This is a genomic window from Bradyrhizobium sp. CCBAU 45384, assembly GCF_028128665.1.
In the GTDB taxonomy this organism is placed as follows: Bacteria; Pseudomonadota; Alphaproteobacteria; order Rhizobiales; family Xanthobacteraceae; genus Bradyrhizobium; species Bradyrhizobium manausense.
Genome location: NZ_LBIZ01000119.1, coordinates 573,812 through 597,792, shown reverse-complemented (window position 1 = coordinate 597,792; position 23,981 = coordinate 573,812). Strand labels below are relative to the sequence as shown.

The 23,981-nt window shown below is 64.1% G+C and carries 24 protein-coding genes; 11 read left to right on the top strand and 13 right to left on the bottom strand.

Annotated elements, in window-relative coordinates; all coding sequences use genetic code 11:
• Nucleotides 1–9: 9 nt before the first annotated feature.
• The gene (locus XH80_RS39400; RefSeq protein WP_442868665.1) at nt 10–1,383 is read right to left on the bottom strand and encodes an epoxide hydrolase family protein; all 1,374 of its coding nucleotides are present in this window, start codon (nt 1,381–1,383) and stop codon (nt 10–12) included.
• Between the two features lie 298 nt (nt 1,384–1,681).
• Here XH80_RS39400 and XH80_RS39395 point away from each other — a divergent pair, with 298 nt between their 5' ends.
• A complete protein-coding gene (locus XH80_RS39395) occupies nt 1,682–2,356 on the top strand; it encodes a response regulator transcription factor (RefSeq protein ID WP_271603264.1) in 675 nt (224 codons plus the stop codon).
• Between the two features lie 22 nt (nt 2,357–2,378).
• Complete coding sequence (locus XH80_RS39390; RefSeq protein ID WP_442869206.1) at nt 2,379–3,746, top strand: sensor histidine kinase; 1,368 nt, start codon at nt 2,379–2,381, stop codon at nt 3,744–3,746.
• A gap of 175 nt (nt 3,747–3,921) precedes the next feature.
• On the opposite strand, the gene XH80_RS39385 is transcribed toward XH80_RS39390, so the two are convergent.
• The 6 genes from XH80_RS39385 to XH80_RS39360 form a co-directional block, all read right to left on the bottom strand.
• Nucleotides 3,922–5,211, bottom strand: a complete 1,290-nt coding sequence (locus XH80_RS39385) for a M20/M25/M40 family metallo-hydrolase (RefSeq protein WP_333968930.1) — start codon at nt 5,209–5,211, stop codon at nt 3,922–3,924.
• A gap of 338 nt (nt 5,212–5,549) precedes the next feature.
• Nucleotides 5,550–7,151: a TRAP transporter large permease gene (locus XH80_RS39380; protein WP_271603262.1), complete on the bottom strand. Its 1,602-nt coding sequence runs from the start codon at nt 7,149–7,151 to the stop codon at nt 5,550–5,552.
• Nucleotides 7,148–7,687 carry a TRAP transporter small permease subunit gene (locus XH80_RS39375; protein ID WP_057758465.1) on the bottom strand — a complete coding sequence of 180 codons (540 nt, stop codon included), beginning with the start codon at nt 7,685–7,687 and terminating at the stop codon, nt 7,148–7,150. The genes XH80_RS39380 and XH80_RS39375 overlap by 4 nt, the downstream gene beginning before the upstream one ends.
• Nucleotides 7,688–7,999: 312 nt before the next feature.
• A complete protein-coding gene (gene moaA, locus XH80_RS39370) occupies nt 8,000–9,034 on the bottom strand; it encodes a GTP 3',8-cyclase MoaA (protein ID WP_271603261.1) in 1,035 nt (344 codons plus the stop codon).
• Nucleotides 9,035–9,156: 122 nt separating this feature from the next.
• Nucleotides 9,157–9,627 (bottom strand): hypothetical protein, encoded by a 471-nt coding sequence (locus XH80_RS39365; protein ID WP_271603260.1) that lies wholly within the window; start codon nt 9,625–9,627, stop codon nt 9,157–9,159.
• A gap of 158 nt (nt 9,628–9,785) precedes the next feature.
• Nucleotides 9,786–10,475 carry an HAD-IA family hydrolase gene (locus XH80_RS39360; protein ID WP_271603259.1) on the bottom strand — a complete coding sequence of 230 codons (690 nt, stop codon included), beginning with the start codon at nt 10,473–10,475 and terminating at the stop codon, nt 9,786–9,788.
• Between the two features lie 163 nt (nt 10,476–10,638).
• Between XH80_RS39360 and rpiA the strand changes: the two genes are divergently transcribed.
• The 3 genes from rpiA to gor all read left to right on the top strand — a co-directional run bounded on the left by rpiA (nt 10,639) and on the right by gor (nt 13,391).
• Nucleotides 10,639–11,337 carry a ribose-5-phosphate isomerase RpiA gene (gene rpiA / locus XH80_RS39355; RefSeq protein ID WP_271603258.1) on the top strand — a complete coding sequence of 233 codons (699 nt, stop codon included), beginning with the start codon at nt 10,639–10,641 and terminating at the stop codon, nt 11,335–11,337.
• Nucleotides 11,338–11,358: 21 nt separating this feature from the next.
• Nucleotides 11,359–11,874, top strand: coding sequence for a DUF2059 domain-containing protein (locus XH80_RS39350; RefSeq protein ID WP_271603257.1), 516 nt, complete (start codon nt 11,359–11,361; stop codon nt 11,872–11,874).
• A 128-nt stretch (nt 11,875–12,002) separates the two neighbouring features.
• Complete coding sequence (gene gor, locus XH80_RS39345) at nt 12,003–13,391, top strand: glutathione-disulfide reductase (protein ID WP_271603256.1); 1,389 nt, start codon at nt 12,003–12,005, stop codon at nt 13,389–13,391.
• Nucleotides 13,392–13,555: 164 nt separating this feature from the next.
• Here gor and XH80_RS39340 read toward each other — a convergent pair whose 3' ends face one another.
• The gene (locus XH80_RS39340; protein ID WP_271603255.1) at nt 13,556–14,695 is read right to left on the bottom strand and encodes a hypothetical protein; all 1,140 of its coding nucleotides are present in this window, start codon (nt 14,693–14,695) and stop codon (nt 13,556–13,558) included.
• 352 nt (nt 14,696–15,047) lie between these two features.
• Between XH80_RS39340 and XH80_RS39335 the strand changes: the two genes are divergently transcribed.
• On the top strand, nt 15,048–15,353 hold the full coding sequence (locus tag XH80_RS39335) for a hypothetical protein (RefSeq protein ID WP_271603254.1): 306 nt from the start codon (nt 15,048–15,050) through the stop codon (nt 15,351–15,353).
• Between the two features lie 13 nt (nt 15,354–15,366).
• Here the strand turns inward: XH80_RS39335 and XH80_RS39330 are convergent, their stop codons facing one another.
• The 4 genes from XH80_RS39330 to XH80_RS39315 form a co-directional block, all read right to left on the bottom strand.
• Nucleotides 15,367–16,596, bottom strand: a complete 1,230-nt coding sequence (locus tag XH80_RS39330; protein WP_271603253.1) for a carboxylate-amine ligase — start codon at nt 16,594–16,596, stop codon at nt 15,367–15,369.
• Between the two features lie 163 nt (nt 16,597–16,759).
• Entirely contained in the window at nt 16,760–17,389 is a 630-nt protein-coding gene (locus tag XH80_RS39325; RefSeq protein WP_271603252.1) for an FMN-binding negative transcriptional regulator, read from the bottom strand.
• 106 nt (nt 17,390–17,495) lie between these two features.
• Nucleotides 17,496–18,086: a redoxin domain-containing protein gene (locus XH80_RS39320; protein ID WP_271603251.1), complete on the bottom strand. Its 591-nt coding sequence runs from the start codon at nt 18,084–18,086 to the stop codon at nt 17,496–17,498.
• A gap of 17 nt (nt 18,087–18,103) precedes the next feature.
• Complete coding sequence (locus tag XH80_RS39315) at nt 18,104–19,855, bottom strand: MOSC and FAD-binding oxidoreductase domain-containing protein (protein ID WP_271603250.1); 1,752 nt, start codon at nt 19,853–19,855, stop codon at nt 18,104–18,106.
• Nucleotides 19,856–20,029: 174 nt separating this feature from the next.
• On the opposite strand from XH80_RS39315, the gene XH80_RS39310 reads away from it, so the two are divergent.
• The 5 genes from XH80_RS39310 to XH80_RS39290 all read left to right on the top strand — a co-directional run bounded on the left by XH80_RS39310 (nt 20,030) and on the right by XH80_RS39290 (nt 22,877).
• Complete coding sequence (locus tag XH80_RS39310) at nt 20,030–20,410, top strand: nuclear transport factor 2 family protein (protein WP_271603249.1); 381 nt, start codon at nt 20,030–20,032, stop codon at nt 20,408–20,410.
• 397 nt (nt 20,411–20,807) lie between these two features.
• Nucleotides 20,808–21,263, top strand: coding sequence for a TerB family tellurite resistance protein (locus tag XH80_RS39305; protein ID WP_271603248.1), 456 nt, complete (start codon nt 20,808–20,810; stop codon nt 21,261–21,263).
• A gap of 3 nt (nt 21,264–21,266) precedes the next feature.
• The gene (locus XH80_RS39300; protein WP_271603247.1) at nt 21,267–21,629 is read left to right on the top strand and encodes a hypothetical protein; all 363 of its coding nucleotides are present in this window, start codon (nt 21,267–21,269) and stop codon (nt 21,627–21,629) included.
• A complete protein-coding gene (locus XH80_RS39295; protein WP_271603246.1) occupies nt 21,626–22,261 on the top strand; it encodes a TerC family protein in 636 nt (211 codons plus the stop codon). The genes XH80_RS39300 and XH80_RS39295 overlap by 4 nt, the downstream gene beginning before the upstream one ends.
• A gap of 43 nt (nt 22,262–22,304) precedes the next feature.
• Entirely contained in the window at nt 22,305–22,877 is a 573-nt protein-coding gene (locus XH80_RS39290) for a TIGR00645 family protein (protein WP_271603245.1), read from the top strand.
• A 7-nt stretch (nt 22,878–22,884) separates the two neighbouring features.
• On the opposite strand, the gene XH80_RS39285 is transcribed toward XH80_RS39290, so the two are convergent.
• Complete coding sequence (locus tag XH80_RS39285; RefSeq protein ID WP_271603244.1) at nt 22,885–23,823, bottom strand: LysR family transcriptional regulator; 939 nt, start codon at nt 23,821–23,823, stop codon at nt 22,885–22,887.
• Nucleotides 23,824–23,981: the final 158 nt, after the last annotated feature.

Here is a 23,981-nt window from a genome sequence, read left to right as displayed (position 1 = left end):
TCGTGGCGGTCAGGTTGAACTGCGCAGCGGCCGGAAGGCGTCGCGAATCTCGCGGCTGAAAATCGCGGGCTGCTCCCATGCCGCAAAGTGCCCGCCGGCCTCGGCCTGATGGAAGTAGATCAGCTTGTGATAGGCCCGCTCGGCCCAGCTCTTCGGCGCCACAAAGCTCTCGCCGGGGAACGCCGTCACGGCGGCCGCGATGGTGACATTGGCCGGCAGATAGAGATTGATCTTGTTCTCCCAATAGAGGCGCGCCGAGGAGATCGCGGTGTTGGTCAGCCAGTACAGCGAGATGTTGTCGAGCACGTCGTCGCGCGTTAGCGCTCCCGCTGAATGCCCGTTGACGGTACGCCCTGCGACGGCCGAGGCGATCGCCGCGGCCGGCTGGGCGTAGCCGTCGCCGTGATCGAGCAGCCAGGCGGCAAGGCCGGCAGGGGAATCGGCAAGGCCCGACAGCGTCTGCGGCCGCGTGCCCATGATCTGCGCATAGGCGCGCCGCTTCGTGAACTGAATCTTGAGCTGGGCGAAGACGTGCTTCTCCTCGTCGGTAAGGTCGGCCGGTGCAGGGTCGCCCGAGGCCACGGCCTTGAAAATCTCCGGCGGCACGACGCCGGGCAGGTTGACGTGAATGCCGATCAGTTCCGGCGCGCCGAGCTTGGCCATCTCGTTCGTAACAGGCGAGCCCCAGTCGCCGCCCTGCGCGACGAACCTGCTGTAGCCGAGCCGCTTCATCAGCACGACCCAGGCCCGCGCGATGCGCTGCGGATCCCAGCCCGTGGTGGTCGGCTTGCCCGAAAATCCATAGCCGGGCATCGAGGGGATGACGAGATCAAAGGCGTCGTCGGCGCCGCCGCCATGCGCGGTCGGATTGGTCAGGGGATCGATGATCTTGAGCTGCTCGATCACCGACCCGGGCCAGCCATGCGTCACGATCATCGGCAGCGCGTTCGGATGCTTCGAGCGGATGTGCAGGAAATGAATGTCGAGGCCGTCGATCTCGGTCAGAAATTGCGGCAACGCGTTGAGCCGCGCCTCGACCTTTCGCCAGTCGTAGTCGGTCTGCCAATAGCGGATGAGCGCCTGTTGCGTGGCCTGAGGCACGCCTTGCGAGTCGTCGTCGACGGTCTCCTTGTCGGGCCAGCGGGTGATGGCGAGACGGTGTCGGAGATCGGTGAGCGCCTTGTCGGTGATATTGATCTTGAAGGGGCGGATCGCGTCCTTCGTTGCGGCTGGTGCCGGGCGGGCCGGAAGCAGGGTTGCGACGCCGGCCGCCATGATGCCGGTAGTGGCCGTGGTGAGGAGCTTGCGCCTATCGTGGTCGACGGCTTCGTTGCTGGACATCACCGCCGTAGCGGCGGCCTGCGGTCTGATGAACGTCCTCATGGAACCTCTCCTTTGCCTGGGATGTGCCTTGGGATGTACTTTGGGATGTGCTTTGGCGCTTCGTCCGGATCATCCCGCCAAAGCGCGGGACGCGCCTGTTATGAGTTGTGAGAGGTCGTTAGCCTTTGTTGCGTCGGCGCTTTCAGGCGGCGTCTCGTCGTTCCAGGCCGCTAAAGATGCGCCCGGAAGAAAGCCCGACCGCGTCATTTTTCGCTGGCCCAATCCGCTGAATGGTGGAACAGATCGGCAATCGCCGCGTGCGCGCGGTTCGGAAATGCCGGAAGCTTGAGTTTACTGCATGCGCCTTCTGATCGTCGAGGATAATGTCGAGCTGTCGCGGCTGGTTGCCAGCGGGCTGGCAGCTGCCGGCTATGAGAGCGATATCGTCGGTAGCACCGAGGAGGCGCGTGGGGCGGTGCGCAACGTGGCCTACGCCGCGATGATCCTGGACCTCGGCCTGCCCGACGGCGACGGCCTAATGGTGCTGCGTGAGCTGCGACGGCAGATGGAGCCGCTGCCGGTGCTGGTGCTGACCGCGCGCGGCGGCTTGCAGGATCGCGTCAACGGCCTGCGCAGCGGCGCGGACGACTATCTGGCCAAGCCGTTCGCGATGGAGGAGCTGGTGGCGCGGCTGGAAGCGATCCTGCGCCGTCCGGGGCAATTGCTCGGCCGGTCGTTGCGGCTTGCCAATCTCGTCTACGACACCGAGAGCCGCCAGATCTTCGTCGACGACAAGCCGCGGATCATCTCCTCGCGCGAGACCTCCGTGCTGGAGATCTTGCTGCGCCGGCAGGGCCGGGTGGTGCCGAAGAAGAATGTCGAGGATCACATCTTCGGGCTCGAGGGCGAGGTCGCCTCCAATGCGGTCGAGGTCTATGTCTCCCGGTTGCGCAAGCAGCTCACTGAACACGGCGCCAAGGTCGTGATCCACACGATCCGCGGCGTCGGCTACATGATGGCCGAGGAGAAATAGCGTGGCTTGGGGCGGATTCCAGATCGGGTCCAGGACCGGAGACAGGGCCGGATACAAGACCGGATCCAGACTCCGGGCCCCGTCGTTCAAATCGCTGATCTCGCGCATCGTGTTCCTGCACATCATCGCGGTCGCGGTGGTGGCGATCTTCCTGCCGCTGGTCCTGATCTGGCTGTTGAACTCCGAGATCGACCAGCTGCATCGTGCGGCGATGCGGGCCCAGGCCGAGACCCTTGCCGAGCGCATCTCCGTCCAGCCAGACGGCAAGGTGACGTTCAATCTGCCGGACAGCCTGCGGGGACTCTATTCGGAAGCCTATGGCCGCTATCAGTACGATATCCGCGACGTCGACGGCCGCCTGCTGTTCTCATCGCACAAGAAGACCGGCGATGCGCGGTCGGACACGATCTCGGGTGCCGAAGTGACGCAGACGATCGACGGCACCACCGTTAGCATCAGGGTCGGGGAAGATTTGTCCCATCGCGACGTCATCACCGACGATATCGTGTCCAACTTCTTCCGACGGGTCGGCTGGATCACCATTCCCATTCTTCTGATCCTGCTCGCCATCGACATCTTCATCTTCCGCCGCGCCATTGCGCCGCTCTGGAAGGCCTCGGAAGAAGCCAGCAATATCGGCCCTGCTCGCACCGACGTCCGTCTTCCGACGGAGCAGATTCCGCGCGAGATCATGCCGCTCGTCACCGCGGTGAACCAGGCGCTCGATCGCCTCGAGGACGGCTTTCGCCTGCAGCGCCAGTTCACCGCCGATGCCGCGCATCAGCTGCGCACGCCGCTCGCGATCCTGCGCACGCGGGTCGAGACGCTCGGTAACAATGCGGTGCGGCAGGCGCTGCATGACGACATCGAAGGCATGAGCCGGATCGTCGCCCAGCTGCTGGAGATCGCCGAGCTCGACACCTTGGTGCTCGATCCCGGCGAGACCGCGGACTTGCGCGCCGTCTGCGCCGAGGTGGTCGGCGCGATCGCGCCCCTTGCGATTGCACAGCACAAGGACATCGCGCTCAAGGGCGCCGAGGCGCCCGTGCTGATCCACGGCAATTCCGAGATGCTGCAGCGCGCGGTCTTCAACCTCGCCGAAAACGCCATCAAGTTCACCGCCAAGGAGACGTCGGTTGACATCGAGGTCGGCGACGACGGTTCGGTGCGGGTGCGCGATTGCGGCCCCGGAGTCACCGAGGCCGAGCGCGAGCTGATCTTCCAGCGCTTCTGGCGCAGGGATCGCCAGCGCAGCGACGGTGCGGGCCTCGGCCTCTCGATCGTGCGGGGCGTCGCCGACGATCATGCCGCAACGGTTGCGGTGGACAATCTCCCCGGCGGCGGCGCCGAGTTCACGCTGCGGTTCAGGCTGGCGGAGGAGGGGGCTTAGCCCTCTTCCCTTGCTTTCAGGAATTGTAGGGTGGGCAAAGGCGCACTTGCGCCGTGCCCACCATCTCTAACCGGATTTTGCAGTACGTGGGCACGCTTCGCTTTGCCCACCCTACGATATCTGCGCTCGTGGAGAGAACCACTACTTCCACAAAGGGAGAAGGAAGACAGCACGGCTATTTCAGCTTGCCGGTCGACAGATCCATGATCATCCGCGTGGTCAGATAGAGGCGCGGCACGATGGTGTCGAGCTTCACATATTCGGCGTCATTGGAATGCGCGCCGAAGCCTGACAGCCCCATGCCTTCGACCACGGCGCCCTTGGTCTTGAGCGCGGCAAAGGCGGCATCGGTGCCGCCGCCCGTCGCCTTCTCGGCAACGTTCATGGATAGTCCGAGCTCTTGATAGATCGTCCTGGCGTAGGCCGCCACGCGGCGCGAGGCGTCGTTGGCCTCGAGCGGTGGGCGCCGCACTTCGAATTTCAGCTCGACCTTGGAGTCCGGCAGCAGGCGATTCTTGATCTTCTGCTGCAGAGTCTTCTCCAGCTCGTCGAAATCGGAAACCTTCAGCGCGCGCGCATCGGCCTGCGCGGTGGCTTCGGCCGGGATCACGTTGCGGTTGGTGCCGGCTTTCGCGACGGTCCAGTTCAGCTTCAGGCCCTGCTCGGGCTTGGACAGATCCTTCATCTGCAGCACCTGGTGCGAGAGCTCGTAGAGCGCGTTGATGCCGCCCTCGGGACGGGAACCGGCATGCGACGACTTGCCTGTCACCGTCAGATAGGCCGAGCCGATGCCGCTGGTGGCGAGCCGAACCGAGCCGTCGGTGCCGCCGCCTTCGAACGAGAACACGACGTCCTGATCGGAAGCGAACTTGGTGATGGTGCTGCGCCAGCCGGGCGAGGAGATCTCCTCGTCGCTGTTGGTGAGGACCGTGAGCGTGCCGTAATCCCTGAAGTTCAGCTTCTGCAGCATCGCGACGGTGTGGAGAATGAGCGCGACGCCCTGCTTGTCGTCGGCGATGCCGAGGCCATAGGCCTTGTCGCCGTCGATGCGGAACGGCTGGTCCTTCAGCATGCCCCGCAGATACACCGTGTCCATGTGTGCGATCAGCATGATCTTCCTGGTGCCGCTGCCCTTGAAGGTGGCGTGCACGGCAGGTCCAATCTTCTCCGGCGTGTCATCGAGCCGATAGATGTCGGTGGGTTGCAGGATCTCCACCTCGCCGCCGATCTGCCTGAACTGGTCGGCGACGCGGCCGGCGATCACGTTGAGGCCCTCGACATCCCCGCTGCCGGTTTCGATGTTGACGAGATCGCGCAGCGTATCGAGCAGCGGCTGCCGCTCCTTCTGGGCCAGCGCATGGATCTCGGCCATCGGTTCGGCGTGCGCGATAGTTGCGGCGCAGGCGAGCCAGAGCGAGGCCATGAGCGAACCTGCGAGCGAAGGAGCAGAGTACAAGCGGGGCATACGGGCATTCCGTGTGAGTTCGAGGAATGTCCGGTATGCCCGTGTTTGCCGCACGTGTCACGCGGGTCGGCCTGTCGCCGAGATAGCGGCGAGACGGGTGAGCGGTCTCTCTCCGCGAATCCGGAATCGTAGGGTGGGCAAAGGCGCACTTGCGCCGTGCCCACCATCTCTAACCGAAGTTTGCAGTGCGTGGGCACGCTTCGCTTTGCCCACCCTACGATATCTGCGCCCGTGGAGAGAACTCCTCATCCGGCGCCACAGCCGAAGCTTCGCGTCGGCGTTCTTGAGAACGGCGGCCGAAGGCCGCCTATTCTCCCACATGGGGAGAAGGAAGAAGGCTACTTCTGCGGTGGTCCCAAATCCAGCGGGGGCAGGTCGATCTGGGGCACCTCGATCTTGACCTTGTCGAGGTCGACACTGACGGGCTTGTCGAGCAGGCCCGTCACGGTGATCGGGAAGGCGATCACGATCAGCACCATGATCAACTGCAGGCCGATCCAGGGCATCGCGCCCCAATAGATGTCGGAGCTCTTCACCTCCTTCGGCGCGACGCCGCGCAGGTAGAACAGCGCGAAGCCGAACGGCGGATGCAGGAACGAGGTCTGCATGTTGACGCAGAGCATGACACCGAACCAGATCAGCGCAGGTCCGTCGCCGACGACGGGCCCCAGGATCTTCTGCGCGATCGGCGCGATCATCGGCAGGATGATGAAGGCGATCTCGAAGAAATCGAGGAAGAACGCCAGGAAGAAGATGAAGAGGTTGATGAAGATCAGGAAGCCCCAGACACCGCCGGGCAGCGAGGTCAGCATGTGCTCGAGCCAGACGCCGCCGGAGACGCCGAGGAACACCACCGAGAAGCAGGTCGAGCCGATCAGGATGAAGGTGACCATGCAGGTGATGCGCATGGTGGTTTCGTAGCCCTGCTTGATCAGGTCGCGCAGGTCGGGGATGCGCGCGGCCTGGATGCAGATCCAGGCGACCGCGAGATAGGCGATGGCGAACGCGATCTTGAAGATCACGTTCTCGGTGAACAACATCGCGACGATGGTGCCGATGCCGGCAGCAACCACGCCTATGATCAGCACCTTGCGGTCGGTCGAGGTGAAATCCTTGTGGTGGATTGCGGCGAGCACGATGGCACCGACCGCGCCCATGGCGCCGGCTTCGGTCGGCGTCGCAAGGCCCATCATCATGGTGCCGAGCACGACGAAGATCAGCACGGCCGAGGGGATGATGCCCATCAGGCACTTCTTCCACAGCGCCCAGCCGGTCAGCGTGCGCGCTTCCTTCGGCACCGGCGGCACGTGCTCGGGTTTGATCAGGCCGAGGATGAAGGTGTAGCCGGCGAACAGCAGGATCTGGAACACCGAGGGGCCCCAGGCGCCGAGATACATGTCGCCGACCGACTTGCCGAGCTGGTCGGCGAGCACGATCAGCACCAGCGAGGGCGGCACCAGCTGCGTGATGGTGCCGGAGGCCGCCAGCACGCCGGTGATGTAGCGCATGTTGTAGCCGTAGCGGATCATCACCGGCATCGAGATCAGCGCCATGGCGATGACCTGCGCCGCCACCGTGCCGGTGATGGCGCCGAGGATGAAGCCGACGATGATGACGGAGTAGCCGAGGCCGCCTCTGATAGGGCCGAACAGCTGGCCCATCGAGTCCAGCATGTCCTCGGCGAGGCCGCATCTCTCCAATATGGCGCCCATGAAGGTGAAAAACGGGATCGCGAGCAGCAGCTCGTTGGAGAGCACGCTGCCGAACACGCGGCCCGGGATCGCCTGCAGGAAGTTGAGGTCGAAGAATCCGAGATGGATGGCGAGGAAGCCGAAGGAGAGGCCGACCGCGGCAAGCGTGAACGCGACGGGGAAGCCAAGCAGCATCGCCAGAACCAGGCCGCCGAACATCAACGGCGGCATCATCTCCAGCGTAATCATTGGGTCGGCCTCTCGTACTTGGCGTCGATCGTCACATAGCCCTGGAGAGCCGCGATACGCTTGATGACTTCGGAAACACCCTGCAGCGCCAGCATCACGAAGCCGGCGGGGATCACGAACTTGATGGGCCAGCGGACCAGGCCGCCGGCATTGCCCGACATCTCGCCGACGTCATAAGCCTGCATGAAGAACGGCCAGGACAGATAGGCGAGCAGGAGGCAGGAAGGGATCAGGAAGAACAGCGTGCCGATCAGGTCGAGCCAGAGCTGGCCGCGCTCGGACAGCATCAGATAGAGGATCTCGACCCGCACATGCTCGTTGCGCTTGAAGGTGTAGGACGCGCCGAACATCACCAGGATCGCGAACATGTACCATTGCAGCTCCAGCCAGCCGTTGGACGAGTAGCTGAACGCGTAGCGGATCATGGCATTGGCCGCGCTGACCAGGCATGCGAAGAGCACGAGCAGGTTACAGACGTACCCAATCTTCTCATTGAGGGCGTCGATGGCGTTACTCATCGCCAGCAATGGACGCATTTTACCTTCTCTCCGTCGCGGCCTAACACTTCACGGGAGGCTTCAGCACGCAACGCCCGGCCGACGTGCAAAAGCACGCGACCGCACGGATCGCAGACCGAAAGCGATTGCGGCGTCAGTCCTCCCCTCGCGCCTTGCTGTCTTGACCGCGACCGCCAAAGGGGCGGGCCGGCTTATGGCTGCCGGGCAAGCAAAGGCGGTCGCACCAAATCAGCGGGCTTGTGCGCCGTCAATCGGAAAATGGGCAAATTGACGGCGGGTCAAAAGCTTAAGATCGCAAAAGCTTAAGGCAACCGCGCCGGCGGCGAATTCTCAGCCGCCGGTGACGCTCATATGCCTGGAGACGCTGGGGCGGTCGTGGCGGCGGTCGATAATGAAATCGTGGCCCTTGGGCTTCAGCCCGATGGCGCGGTCGATCGCATCCGCAAGCAGGATGTCGTCGCTGGAGGCGCGCAACGGCTTGCGCAAGTCCGAGGCATCCTCGTGGCCGAGGCAGGTGTGCAGCGTGCCGGTGCAGGTGATGCGCACCCGGTTGCAGGATTCACAGAAATTGTGGGTCATCGGCGTGATGAAGCCGAGCTTGCCGCCGGTCTCGGCGACGCTGACATAGCGCGCCGGCCCGCCGGTGCTCTCGGCCAGATCCGTCAGCGTGAATTGCTGGGCAAGCCGCGCGCGCACCAGCGAGAGCGGCAGATATTGGTCGATGCGGCCCGCGCCGATCTCGCCCATCGGCATCACCTCGATCAGGGTCAGGCCCATACCCTTGCCATGGGCCCAGCGCATCAGGTCGGGGAGCTCGTCCTCGTTGAGGTTCTTCAGCGCCACTGCGTTGATCTTTACGGCAAGGCCCGCAGCGCGCGCGGCCTCGATGCCTTCCAGCACCTTGTCGATCTCGCCCCAGCGCGTGATCTCGCGAAATTTCCGGGGATCGAGCGTATCGAGCGAGACGTTGATGCGGCGGACGCCGCAATCGGCAAGCTCCTGCGCATATTTTGCCAGTTGCGTGCCGTTGGTGGTCAGCGTGAGCTCGCCCAGCGCGCCGCTCTCAAGGTGCCGCGACAGCGAGCGCACCAGCGACATCACGTTGCGCCGGACCAGCGGTTCGCCGCCGGTGAGCCGCAGCTTTTTCACGCCCTTGGCGATGAAGGCGGAACAGAGCCGGTCGAGTTCCTCGAGCGTTAGGAGGTCCGCCTTGGGCAGGAACGTCATGTCTTCCGACATGCAATAGAAGCAGCGCAAATCGCAGCGATCGGTGACGGAGACGCGCAGATAGGAAATGGTGCGACCGAACGGATCGGTCATCGGGCTCGACAGCGCGGCGAGGGGACTCGCAATGGATCCGTTCATACCAAATGCCTTGCCAAATGCCTTGTCACTGACGGCGACGGGCGCACCGCTGCTTCAAACGATGCTCCGCGGCCAATCTAAGCATGGTATGCCACAAGGACAATCGTGCAGTGCACGGAAGATCAGCGCTTGCCCGCGTTCGGATCGGGGAACGCCGTGGCGGCTGCGGGCGCTGCAGCATCGGCGGGCGCGGCTGCGACCGGTTTCGGCGTCTTCGGCCGGTGCGGCTTCTTCTTCACGGGCTTCAGCGGCACTGCAGGCTGAAGTTCCGCGAAGACCGGATTCGGGTCGGTGGCCACAGTCGCAGAGGTGGTGAGATCGCCGGGAGTCTTGATCACGTTCACCGGCACGGTGGTCGGCTGATATTTGGGCAGCGCGTAGGTGACCGTGAACGGCGCCTCAGGGGCAGGAATCGAGACGGAGCAGGGGGTCTTGCAGCCTCCACCCAGCGAGGTCGTCGCATCGGCCCCGGGGGGATTTGATTCGAGCCGGACCTGAAGGGTCGGCGGCGCCGATTTGAACATGTCCCAAGACATCGAGGAGCAGCCACCGAGGCTCGCTCCCGCTAACGCAATCGCGATGACACGACGCATAACCCATCCACTTCTACTGCGACGAACCGCCACATAACCCCGCGCGGACCTTAGGGGCGTCGTTCCGGGCAAGCAACCGGCGGACAATGCATAGTTAATAGATGGTTAACGCGGGTTCCGCTGGGATAATCGAGCTATCTCAGGAGCTTGCCGGACGGCTAGGCGGTCATCAGGCTGCGGGCGGCAGCCGGCAGGTCGCGCATGTGATGGATCAGCCGGTCCGGCTTCAGCTCGGCGATGGGCACGTCCGTATAGCCGAAGCTGACCCCGATGACGGGCACGCCGGCGCGCCGGGCCACGCCGACGTCGGTTCCGGCATCCCCCACCATGATACTGGCTTTGATCTCACCGCCCGCCCGCGCCACGGTCTGGCGAAAAATGGTCGGATCCGGCTTCTGGACGCCGAACGTATCCGCCCCGCAGATGGCCGCGAAGCGGCGGCTCAGATCGAGCTGGTCCAAGAGCCGCTTCGACAGCCATTCCAGCTTGTTGGTGCAGACCGCAAGCCGATGGCCCTGCGCGGCGAACAGGTCGAGCGCGTCAAGCAACCCCTCGAAGGGGCGGGATTCGATCGCAATATGGTCGGCGTAATAGGCGATGAAATCGGCCGTCATGCGGTCCATGTCGCCAGGCGTGACCGTCCGCCCTTCGGCCTCCAGGCCCCGCTCGATCAGCTTGCGGGCGCCGGCGCCGATCATATTCCGGGCCGAGGCCATCGGCATCGGCGGCAGGCCTTCACGGTCGAGCACGTAGTTCAGGGCGGTGATCAGGTCTGGCGCCGTATCCACAAGCGTGCCGTCGAGATCGAACACGAGGGTGTAGGGGCCGATCTTGTCTTTGGAGGTCATGCAAAAAGCGCTATCGGTCCGCCCGGGCCGACGCAAGGGGCAGGGCCGTAAGATCAGCCTATAGGCCTGTTCCGGGCCCTGTTCTCGGGGGAAAAACGAGGCTACATAGGCCGCCGCAAGCGGCTATCGGCGGCACACCTGATTTCGAGAGGCGGGCGCAGACGTGAATATGGACCAGTTGAAGCGGCAGGCCGCGGCGCGCGCGCTGGACGAGGTGCGTGACGGGATGCAGCTCGGGCTCGGGACCGGCTCGACGGCCAAGCATTTCGTCGAGCTGCTGGGAGAGCGCGTTGCCGCCGGGCTCAATGTGATCGGTGTGCCGACCTCGGAAGCGACCCGCGCGGATGCGGAGCGCTGTGGCGTGCCGTTGACCACGCTCGACGAGATCGACCACCTCGACCTCACCGTCGACGGCGCCGACGAGATCGATCCGCAGCTTAATCTGATCAAGGGCGGCGGTGGGGCATTGCTGCGCGAGAAGATCGTGGCGGCCGCTTCGGATCGCATGATCGTCATTGCCGATGACACCAAATGGGTGCCGACGCTCGGGCGCTTTCCGCTGCCGGTCGAGGTGATCCCGTTTGGCCTCGGGGCGACCCGCCGCGCCATCGAGAAGGCATTTGCGCAATGCGGCGTTTCCGGGCAAATGGCGGTCCGCAAGGCCAAAGATGGCCACGTTTTCGTCACCGATGGCGGCCACTGGATCGTCGATGCCCAGCTCGGGCGTATTGCCGATCCGGCGAGCCTCGCCAAGGCGCTGAGCGCGATCCCCGGCGTGGTCGAGCATGGGTTGTTCATCGGCTTGGCCAGCTCGGCTGTTTTGGCGGGTGGCGACGGAATCCGCGTGATTGAACGGCGATAAGCCGCCAAAAGGAGACTAGGAATGAAGAGCGTTTTGAAGATCGTGCCCGCCGCGTGCCTCGCCTTCGCGCTGGCGCTGGGGGCCGTACCCGCGACCGCGCAACAGCAGCCGGCCCCATTGACTCCGGCCGCCATTGCCGCGGCAAAGGAGATTTTGACGCTGAAGAATGCCAGCGCGATGTACGCCGGCGCGGTGCCCGGCATGGTCGAGAAGGTCAAGGCCACGCTGATCGGGCAGAACCTCAACTACCAGAAGGACCTCAACGAGCTCGCCCCTGTTATCGCCAAGCAGCTGGCCGGCCGCGAGCAGGAGATCGGCGACGGCATGGTGGGGGTCTATGCCGGCATGTTCACCGAGCAGGAGCTCAAGGATCTCGTCACCTTCTACAGGTCGCCGCTCGGCCAGAAGCTGCTCACCGCCGAACCCAAGGCCATCAACCTCAGCATGCAGGTCATGAACGAGTGGGCGCAGCACTTCTCGGAAGTCGTCGCCAGCGCCTTCCGGGCCGAGATGAAGAAGCGTGGCAAGGATATCTGACCGTACCTATCTGATCGGAAATCCCTAAAGCGCCGCATCGCGCTTAAGGTTGTCGTTTGAGCATGATCTTTTCGGAAAACCGCTTCACACTTTTCCGGATCATGCTCTGAAAGGGGTCGGAGTGGACAATGGCTGAATTCGACGTCGACCTCTTTGTCATCGGTGGCGGTTCGGGCGGCGTGCGTGCCGCCCGCATCGCGGCCGGGTACGGCGCTCGCGTGATGATCGCGGAAGAGTACCGCATGGGCGGCACCTGCGTGATCCGCGGCTGCGTGCCGAAGAAGCTGTTCGTGATCGGCTCGCACTTTCGTCACGAGCTCGAGGATGCCGCCGGTTTCGGCTGGACCGTTCCGCCCGCGAGCTTCGACTGGCCGACCTTGATCGCCAACAAGGACAAGGAGATCGCGCGGCTGGAGGCGGCCTACACGACCAATGTCGAGAAGTCGGGCGCGCAAGTGGTCAAAAGCCGTGCTGTCATCGAGGACAAGCACACCGTCCGCCTGCTCGCGGACGACAAGAAGATCACTGCGAAATATATTCTGATCGCCACCGGCGGTGCGCCCAATCATGGCGTCGCGATCCCCGGCATCGAGCATGTGATCTCGTCCAACGAGGCGTTTCATCTGAAGAAGCTGCCGAAGCGGATCGTGATCCAGGGCGGCGGCTACATCGCGCTGGAATTCGCCGGCATCTTTGCCGGCTTCGGCTCCGACGTCACCGTGATCTATCGCGGCGACAACATTCTGCGCGGCTTCGACGAAGACGTGCGTGCCCATGTCCGCAGCGAAATGGAAAAGCAGGGCATCACCATTCTCACCGGCTGCACGGTGACGAAGGTCGATCGTCACGGCGAGGAATTCACCACGCATCTGTCGAACGGCTCGAGCATCGCTTCCGACCAGGTCATGTTCGCGATCGGCCGCCATCCCAACGTCGCCAATCTTGGCCTCGAGAACGCCGGTGTCGCCATCAATCCGAACAACGGCGGCATCGCGGTCGATCATTTCTCCAAGAGCTCGGTCGACAGCATCTATGCGATCGGCGACGTCACCCATCGCTTCAACCTGACGCCGGTCGCGATCCGCGAGGGCCATGCCTTCGCGGACACCGTGTTCGGCAAGCGCGAGGTGCAGGTCGATCATTCCAACATCCCGACGGCGGTGTTCTCGCAGCCGGAGGTCGGCACGGTCGGCCTGACCGAAACCGAGGCGCGCGCGCAGTTCAGCCACGTCGACATCTACAAGACGACGTTCCGCCCGATCAAGGCGACGATGTCGGGCCGCGACACCCGCGTGCTGATGAAGCTCGTGGTCGATGGTTCGACCGATCGCGTGCTCGGCTGTCACATCGTCGGCGATGGCGCCGCCGAGGTGACGCAAGCCGTCGCGATCGCGGTGAAGATGAAGGCGACGAAAGCCGATTTCGATGCGACCATCGCACTGCATCCGACCGCGGCCGAGGAGCTCGTGACCATGCGCACCCCGACCGCGCGCCACGTGCGCCAGGCGGCGGAGTAGGGCTTGGTTCACCTCTCCCCAGCGGGGAGAGGTCGGATTGCGGAGCAATCCGGGTGAGGGGCCGCAGCGCTCCGTGAGACTGTAACCCCTCACCCGGATCGCATCTTTGATGCGATCCGACCCTCTCCCTACGGGAGAAACGCAAACTGACTTACCAAATGCGCTCAGCCGTATAAATATCCGACCGGCTTGCCTTCGGTGCGCAGCGGTCGAATGTCCTTGTGCGTGATGATCTGGCCGGCGAGACCGTCGATCTCGTCGCGCTGCGTCGGTGTCCAGCTGCGAAGATCGTTGATGCCCTTGAGCAGGCCGAGCCGCAGCACCTGGGTGTTTTCGCCAAGGCCGACGAGGCTGATCGAGTCCTTGCCCGCCGTCACAACATCGCCAGCAGAGAGTTCAAAGCTCTCGCCAGACTTCCTCTTGAACTCGGCGGTGCCGCGAATGACGCGATAGATCGCGACCTCACCCTTGGCAAAGCACGTTGCATCCGCGGCGGCCGACGTGCTCTTCGGCAACAGGGCGTGCCCACGCGGGTCGGTGGCGATGACGTGGCCGGTGACGAGATGGCCGCTCGGAATCTCGATCCCGATGTCGCGCACATAAACCTGCAGGGCCGATTTGACCGGACCTTCGGTGAGCGGCTTGTAGAGCGCATCCAGCGCCAGGGGATCCTGCAGCCAGAAGCCGGCATCGGCGGGACGATCATGCAGCGGGTGGCTCCAGGCCACGCGCGGCGTTTCGTCTTCGTTGATCTGGTCCGGTCCGACGATGGTCGGATTCGGGAAGGTGGTGGGATCGGTGATGAAGGCCTCGAGGAATTTGCCGGAATAGCCCATCGAGATCGGATCGGGCACCACGGTCTGCGGCGTTTTCAAGTTCTCTTCGGTCGAAAGGCCTGACCAGGTATAGAACAGCTGGCGATGCACGATGGCGCTTTGCAGCATCACCGCGCCGGGGCCGACATTGTACCAGCGCCCGTCGTAATCGAAGGTGAATGCGCCCGAGGTCACCAGCACGAGCTGAAAGCCGCCGGGCGGCAGATGCAGATGGAAGTCGGTGGGGCCGGTGTCGGGGCGGTAGATCGGCAAATTGGTCGCGACCTCGTGGAGCAGGAAGGTCTCGTTGTTGGCGTGAAAGCCTTCGTTGGCTCTGTTGTAGAGCGCTTGCGGCCGATAGGTCGCTTCGAACTTGGCGTTCTTGTCGCGATCGATCGCAACGAAGTCTTGCGTGTTGAGGCGGAGCGGCGCGCCGTTCGGATGGGTGAGGCCTGATGTCTTGAGATCGCCCGCAGCATGCACGTTCATGACGTTCTCCGCTCTGCGCCATTGCCAAGCTCGCAATGTCATTGCGAATTTTGGGCCAGTTGATTTGCGAAGCAGCAAGCACGCCTGGTGCCGGCGTGCGGTGAGCCGTTCAGGAAGAAATCCGGTGGCTGCACGGGAGGTTAGATCGGCCGCTGAGGTCGAACGCAGGGCACTCCTCACGAGCCCTGCGATTTCCGGATAGCGGATGACTTGTCTAATTTGTCGGCAAGCATCTCAGTGCACGTGCAGTGGCGCCGTCGGCGGATCGCGCGGGACACCGCAACTGGTCGCGGCGGTGATTGACATCTTGTTCATGTTTTGTTCTTATGCTTTGACCGAGAGGGAGGCAGCCATGGACAACCGCATCAATGACATCCGCAGAACCATCAGGGCGCTTCGCGTCAGCATGCGCGAGGCTGAGGCGATCATGCACGAGCAGATCAACCGCGATGAGGACTGCAGCTTCGTGGCGCAGGAGGTCATCAAGATGCGCTCGGTCATGAGCCTGCTGGTGAAGGAGCGGACCGCGCTCGGCGATTTCGATCCGATCGTCGTGAGCAGCTTCTTCATTCCGCGGCGCAGGTCGGCGCGAAAGCTGGCTGCTGCACAGGCGCCGACTGTCGAGTCGGTGTTCCCACGCCTGGTGGCGCGGGCTTAAGGCGAATGGCGCGCTATGACGGCGCTTGAGCACTACGCCCGATCGGCGCGCTCGTTCCTGAGATCGTCGATGTCGCGATCCATCGTGACACGGCTGCGATATCGCCGCCGCCTTCGCGATAGGCGCGAAGCTGAAATTCAGCGGAGCTGCCGCGGTCCACAATGGTGCGGCAGTGCGCGATTTCGGCGGAGCATCCCAGGGCATCCGCATCCTCGGAGGTGTCGTCGATGAGTCGCGACAGAATCTCCGAGATCGTCACCGGACCCTCCCTTGATGCAAAGATGCAATCCGTGCCGTAGCGCTGGGCGCGCCATTTGTTCTCGACCGCAATGGCGCGTTCGACCGCGGTGACCTGCTTCGACAGATGCGGCCGCAGATAGAGATGCCGCGTCAGGCAGCGATACAGCGAAGCGATGGCGACGGCGTCGTCGACGAAGGTGCAGGTGTCGGGCGCGCGAAGCTCCAGTGTCGGATGCTTCATCGATGGTCGCATCGCCCACCAGATGTGGCTCTCGTCGGGAATCACGCCGGAGCGCTGCAATGCGCCGACATAGTCGTCGTAGTCGCGCTTGCTCTCGAACAACTCGGGCAGGCCGGTGCGCGGCAGCTCGGAATAGGCCGCCAGCCGGTAGCCCTTCAGTCCCGTCTTGTGCGAATTCCAGAACGGCGAGGACGCCGCGAGCGCGATGAACAGCGGCAGATGCGGCAGCATTGCCCGCATCACCGCCATCCGCTTCTCGGGATCCGGCAGTTGAACATGGACATGCATGCCGCACATCAGGTTGCGATGGCCGATGCTGCGCAGATCCTCGATCATCTCCGCATAGCGCGGCTTCGGGCTCGGCTGCGACATGCGCCAGACCGCCGTGGGGTGCGTGCCGCAGGCCATGATGGCAAAGCCATATTGTGCGGCAACGTTGGCGACCTCGCGGCGCAGGAATCTCAGCTCTTCCCGCGCGTCATTGACGTCGACGTGAACATTGGTAGCGACCTCGAGCTGGGATTGCAGCATCTCGCGCATGGCTTGGCCGCCGGTCGACCAGTTCGCCGATTCGAACAGCTCGTTCGGAGTCCGGATCGCGACCTCGAGGGTGCGACGATCGGCGAGGAAATACTCCTCCTCGATGCCGAAGGAATAGTCGGCCGCCTTGCCACGCCCGCCAGCGGAGCGAATGACGAGATGCTGCTTGTCGTCGGAGGAATCGAGGCGCAGCAATTTCAACACATCCGAAGCAATTGTCATCCGTGCCACCGGCGATGGTACTACCTGCGGGCGATAATCCGTCGGATGGGGAGCCGGTTCCGCATTGGAGCCGCTGGAAATTGCAAGGCCGAGCGGAACCATTTTCGCAGCTTCGGCTGCGCGCGATCGATGGATGCTCGGGCTCGGTGATGTAAGGCGCCGTTTAGGTCGGAAGCGGGATCAGGCTTGCGACCTCGCGATCCCCGGCGTTGTCGCTCGCCGCAAGACCTTGCGCGACGCCGATGCGATCGGCCTCCGGCCGGTTCTGGCTCATCTTGCGCTTGCCTTCGAACCTGATCACGGGGATGCGCACGCCGACGATCCCGCGCAGCTGCGCGGCGATGAAATCCGCAGGCGCGTCACGAACCGCCCACGGCTTTGCGCGCGCGCCTTCGTGCTTGCTGGTCAGCCGTGTCACGACCTCGAGCAGGCGCTCCGGCTCGTGGAAGAATTCCACCGGGCCGTAGGCATGCACGGCGATGTAATTCCAGGTCGGCACGACCTTCTCGGTCTCCTGCTTGGTCGCGTACCAGGACGGCGTCACATAGGCGTCGGGACCTGAGAAGATCGCGAGCGCATCGCCGATCGGCGGCAGCTTCCATTGCGGATTGGCCTTGGCGACATGCCCGTACAGCACGCCGCGCTCACCTTCGGCCTCGTCGAGGAAAAGCGGCAACGGGGTCGCGACCGGACCATCGGTGGTCGCCGTGACGAGGCTTGCGAGGCCGGCGGCGCGAATGGTTGCGCGGATGCTCTCGATGTCGTCGTTCCTGAAAGCCGGGGGGATGTACATGGCGGGTCTCCGTTCCTGATACGGATAGCCGGAATCCGGCCTGTCATAAACCGCCGGTTCTCAATGATTTCATCGGGCCGGATCGGCAGTCGCCTGCGTTTTCACCCTATTCGCCGAGCGTTTCGGCGTAAGTCTTGCCGTAGGGATAAAAGTGCTCCTTGCGGCCCTGGTCCCACTGCGCCCTGAACCCGGGCGCGGTGATGTCCCAATCCGGACGGCAGCTCATGCTGACGGCTCTGAGATCCCCGCGAAGCTCTTCGACGGTCGGGCGACCGAAGAACCAGTAGCCGTTATAAATCTTGTGAATACGCAAGCCGGGCGCCAGCACGATGACATGGGGAATCATGGGATTGTGGACGGGATCGGTGTATTCGGCGATGTCGAGATCCTTCTGCACGATCCGTCTGGGATCGGACAGGAAAGGCCAGTGGGCTCCGGCGCCGGTTCGGTATTCGTTGGTCTGGATGATGGTGTCGGTGGTGATGGTGACGAGCCGGCAATAGCCGACCTCCATCTCGCGATGGAGCTGCAGCAGACCTTCGGTCTGGCGACGGTCCTTCGGACAGAAGCCGCCGCGGCCTAGCACGACGATCATGGGATCGATGCCCTGCAGTTCCGAGAGCCTGCGGTGCTTGCCGGTGTGGTCGCTGAGCTCGTAGTCGGGGAAGGTCGCTCCTGGCATCATGTCGGGTCGCATGAGGCTCTCCTGTGTCTTTAGAGATCGATCACGATGTCGCTGTGGGGCCGGGCGCAGCAGATCAGCACATTTCCGTCCGCCGGCGCGTCGAGCGGATCGGGCTGATAGCTGACGTCACCGGCAATGAGGCCGCTCTCGCAGTTGTGGCACACTCCCGTCCGGCATGACCAGCGCACGGGGATGTCGCAGGCCTCGGCCAGCTCGAGCAGGCTGGCATAGGACGGCGCCCAGCGGACATTGAGGCCGCTACGGGCAAAGGACACCATGGGCCCGGGACCCGCCGCTCCCGCCGGCCTATGCGGGGACATCTTCTTCGTCGACGTCGCGATGCCCGGCGTCAGCGACGGCCCGGCGCCAAACAACTCGGTGTGGATACGATCGGGCGCCACGCCCGACGCGCGGAGCCCCGAGGTGAGGTCGCTCATGAAGGGGCCCGGTCCGCACAGATAGAAGTCGGCGTCTCCTGGCAAATCGAGTTGCCGGAGCAGGGCAGCATCCAGATGTCCTACTCTGTCGAAATCGATTTCCAGCCGATCGCCGGGATCGGGCCTGCTGTAGCAGACATGGCTATGATGGTGGGGAAGTCTGGTCAGGAGTTCGCGCACCTCGACCGCGAAGGCATGCTCGCGGCGGTTGCGGGCACCATGCAGCCACCAGACATCTTGTTGCGATGCTTCTGCTGCGAGCGCGTGAAGCATCGCGAGCACCGGCGTCACGCCAATGCCGGCACTCAGCAGGACGACGGGTTGCGTGTCTTGTCGTAGCGTAAAGCTGCCGCGGGGCGCACCGAGTTGCACGACGTCGCCGGGCCGGAGCTGGTCGGCGACGTATGTGCTGGCGATGCCGTGCGGCTCCCGTTTGATGCTGAGGCGGTAGGACGCCGCATCAGCCCGGCTCGATAGCGAATAGCTGCGGGTCATTGCCGCCGTGTCGGGAGGCCCGAACCTGATGATGACGAACTGACCGGGCAGGGCGGCGGCCCCGGCGTGTCCATCCGCAGGTTCGAGGACCAACGACGTCACGTCGTTGGTTTCGACGATCTTGCGCTCGACGCGGAACGGCCGGAATCCGCGCCATGCCGGAGGCGGGCCCGCCGCCGGGCCGAGCCCGGCATTGCCGGCTGGCGCATTCTGGCCAAGCAGGGCCTCGAAGGAATGGCGCCAGCCACGGCTCAGCGCCGGAATCCTCAGCGCGCGTTCGAGACCATCGCGCGGGTGAGGGGGCAGGTAAAGCAGCGCATTGATCTCGGCCACGCTCATGCTTTCAGGTCCGCGCGCGACCTGAATGATCTCGTCGCCGGCCCCGACGTCACCTTCCTCGATCACGCGAAAATAGAAACCGGGCCGGCCGTGCTTGACCAGCAGTGCGGCCATGTCGGGCTCCTGCATGCGAATGCCGAGCCGGTAGCACGTGACGCGCGGCTGGGTCACTTCAAACAAGGCAGAGCCGATCCTGTAGCGATCTCCGATGCAGACGTCGGTATCGGCGAGGCCTTCGACCGTGAAGTTCTCGCCGAATTGACCAGGGACGAGGTTCGAGCGCCCCATATGTCCTTGCCAGTAGCGATAGGATGCGTCCTGATAGACGTACACCGCGCGCTGTTCGCCGCCGTGACCCGCGGTATCTCCCTGGCCATCGCCATCGATGTTGAGCTGCCGCACCCTGCGCCGGCCCTCGATGGGAGCCTTCCAGATGCCGGTATGGACCGTCCTGCCTTGCCAGGCGACGTCGCGCGGCAGGCCGACATTGACGGACAGCAAGCGTGCCATTTCTGTCTCCGGCGCCGCCCGTCGACCCGGCGGATTCCGGATCGAGGCAGTCTCAATCTGCACCCGGATCGTGGCTTTGGCGCGTTAGGCGTTGTTAGACTTTGCTAGGGGGTCTTGCCGCCGCCCGCCTGCACGCTGATCTAGAAGCGGGAAACGACAAGGCGGGAGATCGCGATGGATGACCTGGCCACACGCGCGGCGCTGCAGCGTCATTGGGACGCTTCGGACGCGAACGATTTCGAGGCCGAGCATGACATCTATCGCGACGATGCCGTGCTCGACTATCCGCAGTCCGGCGAACGCATCCGCGGACGCCGGAACATTCAGCAGAGCCGCTTCGTGCAGCCGAACAAGAAGCGCTTTACGGTGCGGCGGATCATCGGCGGCGGCGATCTCTGGGTGAGCGAGTTCGTCCTGACCTATGACGGGGTGCCGTCCTACGTCGTCAGCATCATGGAACTGCGTGACGGATTGGTGGCGCACGAAACGCAATATTTCGGCGACCGGTTCGATCCGTCACCATCGCGCGCGGATCTCGTGGAGCGGGTGGGGTAGACGCGCGAACACTCCGCTGTCATTCCCCCGCGCAGGCGGGGAATCCAGTACGCCGCGGCTTATCGGCGGATCACTGTTGTCACAGAGTACCGGATCGCCCGCTTACGCGGGCGATGACGGCGAGGAATATGGCAACATGGAACCTCGCTGCGGCGGCTCGCCGCACGTCGGCCGGCTTGATTCCCTCCTCCTCATCTTTATCTCTCGAGCGAACAAGAATCCGGGCCCCTCTGGCGAGGACGCTGACCCTCTCAGCAAAACCTCGCGATGTCGGATGACCTGTCCCCGCGCGAATGCGATGGATCAGCCGATTGTCGGGCCTTCTTGACCTCTCTCCGACCTCATCGTCCCCATCGCAAAGCTCCGCGCGGCCATTTCGCAAGCACTGGGAGCGACGATGTCTGACGCCAACGACACCAATTCCATCGAAGCCGAGATCACCGAGCCGTCGCGCTTCAACGAGCAGGCTGCAGTAGCGCTGGTGATATCAGGCGCGCTGGTTGCAGTCGCCGATCGCCGCGTGTCACCGGTCGAGCGCGACGAGGTGATCCGCTTCATCAGGGAGCGCGGTCTGGCGCCGCACATCAGTGATGACCGCCTGTCGTCCATGTTCGACGAGCTCGCCGCACGGCTCGAGGAGCCTGACTTCGCCAATGTCGTCATCGACACACTGCGTCCGGTCTCGGATCTGCCGCTGTCGTCCCATCTCATCGAGCTGTCGGAGCGCGTCGCGGCGGCGGACGAAGACGTGCATCCGCACGAGGTGCAGGCGATCAAGTTGTTGCGCCTGCTGACGCTGGTGCTGCCGCGCGCCAAGCCGGTCGGAGCGGCCAGTACCGCCGCGAAGGGGTGATCGATGAGCACAGCTTCGAACGAACAGAGGACGAAATCCGGGGGCGCCAGCGGCAGACCTGCCGGCGGCGACCCGCGGCTCGACGCGCTCGTCCATCGGTTACCGCCGCGCCTTGCCGGCACCGTCGACTATCTCCTGCAACCGTCCAGCCGCTGGATCCGGATTCCCTCCGGCGCGTTGCTCGTCGTCGGTGGCGTGCTGTCGTTCCTGCCGGTGCTTGGCATCTGGATGCTGCCGCTCGGCCTCGCGCTGCTCGCCGAGGACGTGCCGGCGCTACGCGCGTCGCGCTCAAAGGCCTTCGACTGGATCGAGCGCCGCAAGCCGCACTGGCTGGACCCGTCAGATCCGAAGAATGACGAGACATGATTGACTTCATCACGGCCGACGCGCTGACGGCGCTGCTCCAGGTCGTTCTGATCGACCTCGTGCTCGCCGGCGACAACGCCGTCGTCATCGGCCTTGCCGCCGCCGGTCTGCCGTCCGAGCAGCGTCGCCGCGCCATCATCGTCGGCATCGCCGCCGCGACCGCGTTGCGTATCGTCTTCGCCGGCGTTGCAACGCAGCTTTTGCAGGTGATCGGCCTGCTGCTGGCCGGCGGCGTGCTGCTGCTATGGGTGTGCTGGAAGATGTGGCGCGAGCTGCGCGAGCAGGCGGCGCATTCCAGCCAGCTCGCGTTCAGTCATGGCAATAGTGGCAACACGGAGGTGCGGCGCAAGACGTTCGGGCAGGCGGCGATGCAGATCGTTGCCGCCGACGTTTCGATGTCGCTCGACAACGTGCTCGCGGTCGCGGGCGCCGCGCGCGAGCATCCCTACATCCTGGCGTTCGGCCTGTTGCTGTCGGTCGCGCTGATGGGCGTTGCCGCCGATCTGCTCGGCCGCCTGCTGCAGACGCAGCGCTGGATCGCCTATGTCGGCCTCGCCATCATCGTCTACGTCGCCTTCGAGATGATCTATCGCGGCTCGCTCGAGCTCGTGCCTGTCATCGCAAGTCTCTAAATCACACCTTGGTTTTTCCTGCTTCGCCTTCCTGGAGTCATCGATGTCGTCCGAACCCAAAGCAGCTTTGGCGAACCCGCCGGTCGGCCTGTTTCCGCGGCTGATTTTTGGCTCGCGCTGGCTGCAATTGCCGCTCTATGTCGGCCTGATCGTCGCGCAGGCGGTCTATGTGCTGCTGTTCCTGAAAGAGCTCTGGCACCTGGTCGCGCACTCGTTCGACGCCAGCGAGCAGCAGATCATGCTGGTCGTGCTCGGGCTGATCGACGTCGTCATGATCTCGAACCTGCTCGTGATGGTGATCGTCGGCGGCTACGAAACCTTCGTCTCGCGCCTGAATCTGCGCGGCCATCCCGACGAGCCGGAATGGCTGAGTCACGTCAATGCCAGCGTGCTCAAGATCAAGCTCGCGATGGCGATCGTCGGCATCTCCTCGATCTCGCTGCTCAGGACCTTCATCGAGGCCGGCAATCTCGGAACCACGCGCAGCAATTTCACCGAGACCGGCGTGATGTGGCAGGTGCTGATCCATCTGACCTTCATCATCTCGGCGATCGGCATCGCCTGGGTCGACCGCCTCAGCGATGTCGGGCATCGCAGGGAGAACGGTCACGCCTGAGCGCGCATCACGTGACGTGCGGGTACGCCGCGCTCTCGCGCCGCTCGCGCTCGCCCAGCTCGCGCACCAGCTCCTGGAGAAATGAGTCCGTAAAGGCGGGCAGGGTGCGCTCGGCGCGGACATAGATGCCGAGATCCGACCAGACCGGGCTGCCGGCATTGTCGAGCGGCAGGAACACAAGCTGCGCGTCGCGCGACAGCCTGCCGATGCCGAGCTGGGTCTGGAAGGCGATACCGACGCCGCGCGCGGCGAGCTCGCGCATCAGGTCGATCGAGTTGGCCAGGATCGCCGGCTCCGGCGTCTCGGACAGCTGTGCGATCAAGGGCTGCAGCAGATGATAGATCGACAGCTCCGGCAGCGCCTGAATGACGGGGAAGGCGAGACATTGCTCCAGCGTCACGGTCTTGCGGCGCGCCAGCGGATGTTCGCGGGCGACGAGGGCACCGAGGCGAAACCGCTTCAACGCGACCTGGCGCAGGTCGGGCGGATGCCTGAGCGCGATGGCGATGCCGATATCGGCTTCACCCCGCCGCAGGGCCTCGAGCACGTCGGATGACCCCATCACCTCGGTGGTGAAGCTGACGCGCCGGGCCCTGCTGCGATGCGAGGCAATCAGATCCGGCAGCACCGACTCCGTGAGGGACTCGATGCAGGCGATGCTGATGGTGCCGTGCCAGGCCCCGGACAGCGATGCGACGTCGGAACGGAAGCGATCGAGGTCCTGCAGCACGTTCATGACGTGGCGGGCCAGCATCTCGCCCACGGTCGTGAGCGTCAGGCCGCGCGCGGTCCGCTCGAACAACGGAGATCCAACCTCTTGTTCAAGCTTGAGAATCTGGCGGCTGACGGCTGACGAAGCCACGTTCAAAAGGCGCGCCGCAGCCCGGATCGAGCCGGTGCGACGGACGGCGTGGAAATACTGGATGGAAGGTGAATGAAAGCGCATGGGACCCCTGGTCCACTATAGCTGTTGCCGAAACGGCAGCAACCTGTACGAATCTCTCTGCCTTTTGAGAACGCTGATTTCACCCTAGTGTCATCCGCCGACGGGCCCTTCGGGCCCGCGCGGCGACGCGCCCGCAACGATGCGGTGGGGGATTTGGG